Raw genomic sequence first — 3728 nt, forward strand, 5'->3', positions numbered from 1 at the left:
GTATCCGGCCGTCGTGCGCGCCGCCCGGCCGTCGTGCGCGCCGCCCGGCCGGGGTGGACGGCGGCCCGGCCGGTAGGATCGCCCTCGGCCCCGAAGGCCCCGTCCGTCGCGTCACCTCCCGGAAGGGGAGCACCATGAAGAACCTCGTCCTCATCGTCGTGGGGGTCGTCATCGGCTTCGCCGTCGCCCACGTGGTCGACCGCACGCCCGCCGGGCACCGCCTCTTCCAGAGCGTCGACGCCCGCGCCCGCCGCTTCGGCGAGGCGGTCGAGGACGGCTATCGCCGCCGGGAGGCAGAGCTCCGCTCCGCCGTGGGCGAGGCCGAGGACACCATCACCGAGCTGGGAAAGCAGTAGACCGCATGCAGACCGCAGACATCCGCAACGCCTGGCTCACGTACTTCGGCGACCGGGGGCACACCGTCGTGCCGTCGGCGTCGCTCGTGAGCGACGACCCGACGCTGCTCTTCACGGTCGCCGGCATGGTGCCGTTCGTGCCGTACCTCACGGGCGTCGTGCCCGCGCCGTTCCCGCGCGCCACGAGCGTGCAGAAGTGCATCCGCACCCTCGACATCGAGGAGGTCGGCCGCACGCCCAGGCACGGCACCTTCTTCCAGATGAACGGCAACTTCTCCTTCGGCGACTACTTCAAGGAGCAGGCGATCGCGTACGCGTGGGAGCTGCTCACCACGAGCGAGGCCGACGGCGGCCTGGGCTTCGACCCGCGCGACCTCTGGGTCACCGTGTACCACGAGGACGACGAGGCCCGGCAGGCGTGGAAGCGCATCGCGGGCCTGCCGGACGACCGGATCCAGGGTCTCGGCCGCGACACCAACTACTGGCACACCGGGCAGCCCGGCCCCGCCGGCCCGTGCTCGGAGATCTTCTTCGACCGCGGCCCCGCGTACGGCGCCGACGGCGGCCCCGCGACCGACGACGACCGGTACGTGGAGATCTGGAACCTCGTCTTCATGCAGTACCTGCGCGGCGCTGGCACGAGCAAGAGCGACTTCGAGATCCTCGGCGACCTGCCGAAGAAGAACATCGACACCGGCATGGGCCTCGAGCGCGTCGCGTTCCTCAAGCAGGGCGTCGAGAACATGTACGAGATCGACCAGGTGCGCCCCGTGCTCGACCGCGCGGCCGAGCTCACCGGCCGTCGCTACGGAGCCGACCACGAGGACGACGTGCGGATGCGCATCGTCGCCGACCACGTGCGCTCCTCGCTCATGCTCATGTCCGACGGCGTGCGGCCGTCCAACGAGGGGCGCGGCTACATCCTCCGGCGCCTCATGCGCCGCACCGTGCGCGCGATGCGCCTCATGGGCGTCGACGCGGCGACCTTCGGCGAGCTGTTCCCCGCGTCGCGCGACGCGATGAAGGCCGCGTACCCGGAGGTGTCCGACGACTTCGACCGCATCTCCCGCCTCGCCTACGCGGAGGAGGAGACCTTCCTCCGCACGCTGTCGGGCGGCACGACGATCCTCGACGTCGCCGTCGGCGAGACGAAGGCGGCCGGCGGTGAGCGGATCGCGGGCGACACCGCCTTCCTGCTGCACGACACATTCGGCTTCCCCATCGACCTCACGCTCGAGATGGCGGAGGAGAACGGCCTCACGGTCGACCGCGAGGCGTTCGACCGCCTCATGATGGAGCAGCGCACGCGCGCCAAGGCCGACGCGAAGTCGAAGAAGACGGCGCTGGCCGACCTGACGGTCTACAGCGAGTTCCGCGCGGCCGGCGAGACGCGCTTCACCGGGTACGACGAGCTCGAGACGGGAACGACGATCCTCGGCCTCATCGTGGGCGGCCAGAGCGTCGACCACGCGGTCGCCGGCGACATCGCGGAGGTCATCCTCCCCGAGACGAGCCTCTACGCGGAGTCCGGCGGCCAGGAGGCCGACGCCGGCAGCATCGTGGGCCAGGGCTTCGACCTCGAGGTGCTCGACGTGCAGAAGCCCGTGAAGGGCCTCATCAGCCACCGCGTGCAGGTGCGCTCGGGCGAGGTGGGCGTCGGCGACGCCGCCACCACCGTCGTCGACGCCGACTGGCGCCGCGGCGCGACGCAGGCGCACTCGGGCACGCACCTCGTGCACGCCGCGCTCCGCCAGGTGCTCGGCCAGGACGCGCACCAGTCCGGCTCCTACAACCGCGCCGGCTACATGCGCCTCGACTTCGCATGGAACCAGGCGCTGAGCCCCGAGACGCGCAGCGAGATCGAGGACATCGCGAACGACGCGGTGCGCGACGACCTGCAGGTCGTGACGCGTGTGATGCCGATCGCCGAGGCCAAGGAGCTCGGCGCCATGGCGCTGTTCGGCGAGAAGTACGGCGACACCGTGCGCGTCGTGGACATCGGCGGCCCGTGGTCGCGCGAGCTGTGCGCCGGTACGCACGTGTCGTCGAGCGCGCAGATCGGCCTCATCAACGTGGTGGGGGAGTCCTCCGTCGGATCCACGAACCGCCGCATCGAGTCCCTCGTCGGACGCGAGGCGTTCCAGGACCTCGCCGTCGAGCGCGCCATCGTGTCGCAGCTCACCTCGAGCCTCAAGACCCCCCGTGAGCAGCTGCCCGACCGCATCGCCGACCTCATGCAGAACCTCAAGACCGCGGAGCGGCGCATCGCCGACTTCGAGGCGCAGGCGCTGCAGCAGCGCGTGCCCGCGCTCCTCGCGCAGGGCTCGCGCGTCGGCTCCGTGACCCTCATCCAGGAGTCTCTCGGCAGCGTCCGCTCGGCCGACGAGGTGCGCCAGCTCGTGACGCTCGTGCGCGAGCGCGCCGGATCCGAGCCCGTCGTCGTCGCCCTCGCGGGTGACGCGGGCGGCAAGCCCACGGTGATCGTGGCGACCAACCAGGCCGCGCGCGACGCCGGCGCCAAGGCCGGGCAGCTCGCCCGCGCGGCGGCGGCGGTGCTCGGCGGCGGCGGTGGCGGCAAGGACGACCTCGCGCAGGGCGGCGGATCCGACGTCTCGGCCATCGCCGACGCGCTGGCCGCCGTGCGCCACGCGCTCGCCTCCTGATGCGGGTCGGGGCGCGCCTCGCGGTCGACGTCGGGAAGGCGCGCATCGGCCTCGCGCGGTCGGATCCGCACGGGCTGATCGCGACGCCGGTCGAGACCGTGCCGCGCGACGCGGCGGGCTCGGCGGACGTGCGGCGGATCCTCGAGGTGGCAGCGGAGATCGAGTGCGCCGAGCTCGTCGTGGGCCTGCCGCTCGCGCTGTCCGGGCGCGCCACGGCGTCCACGGACGACGCGGAGGGGTTCGCCCGCCGGCTCGCGGACGCGACGGAGATCCCCGTGCGGCTGGTCGACGAGCGCCTCTCCACGGTCTCCGCGCAGAGCGCCCTGCGGTCCTCGGGCAGAGGCTCCCGTAAGCAGAAGCCGGTGATCGACCAGGTGGCGGCCGTTATAATCCTTCAACATGCGCTCGAGAGCGAGCGCACCGCCGGCACCCCACCCGGTGCTCTCGTCCCGAGGAACCGAGTCGATCCTGACCGACACGCCTGAGACCGATCCCACCCGACGCGCCACGACGGCAGCGGGTGAGGGCGGCGACCCCCTCGAGAGCCTGTTCGGCGACCAGGCCGCTGGCCCGTCCGCCCCGGCCTCCGACCCCGCTCCCGCCCCCCGAGGCGAGGGGCCGGGAATCGGCACCGGCGCACCGATGACCCGACGCGAGCTGCGCGCCCTGCGCGAGGCGGCGGAGGCGCAGGCGGGGGTTCCGGCAGCGG

Annotated in this window: 3 protein-coding genes; all 3 read left to right on the top strand. The window is 72.8% G+C overall.

The genetic code is table 11. The features are described 5' to 3' along the window. The first annotated feature begins 134 nt into the window (after positions 1 to 134). From DZG00_RS13365 to ruvX, 3 genes are read left to right on the top strand one after another with little or no spacing between them, the layout of a single operon-like run. Complete coding sequence (locus DZG00_RS13365) at positions 135 to 356, top strand: hypothetical protein (protein WP_119383004.1); 222 nt, start codon at positions 135 to 137, stop codon at positions 354 to 356. Between the two features lie 5 nt (positions 357 to 361). Further along, the gene (alaS, locus tag DZG00_RS13370; protein WP_119455718.1) at positions 362 to 3019 is read left to right on the top strand and encodes an alanine--tRNA ligase; all 2658 of its coding nucleotides are present in this window, start codon (positions 362 to 364) and stop codon (positions 3017 to 3019) included. Further along, complete coding sequence (gene ruvX / locus DZG00_RS13375; RefSeq protein WP_119381893.1) at positions 3019 to 3504, top strand: Holliday junction resolvase RuvX; 486 nt, start codon at positions 3019 to 3021, stop codon at positions 3502 to 3504. Before alaS ends, ruvX begins: the two co-directional genes overlap by 1 nt. Positions 3505 to 3728: the final 224 nt, after the last annotated feature.

Source organism: Clavibacter lycopersici, assembly GCF_003576405.1.
GTDB lineage: Bacteria > Actinomycetota > Actinomycetes > Actinomycetales > Microbacteriaceae > Clavibacter > Clavibacter lycopersici.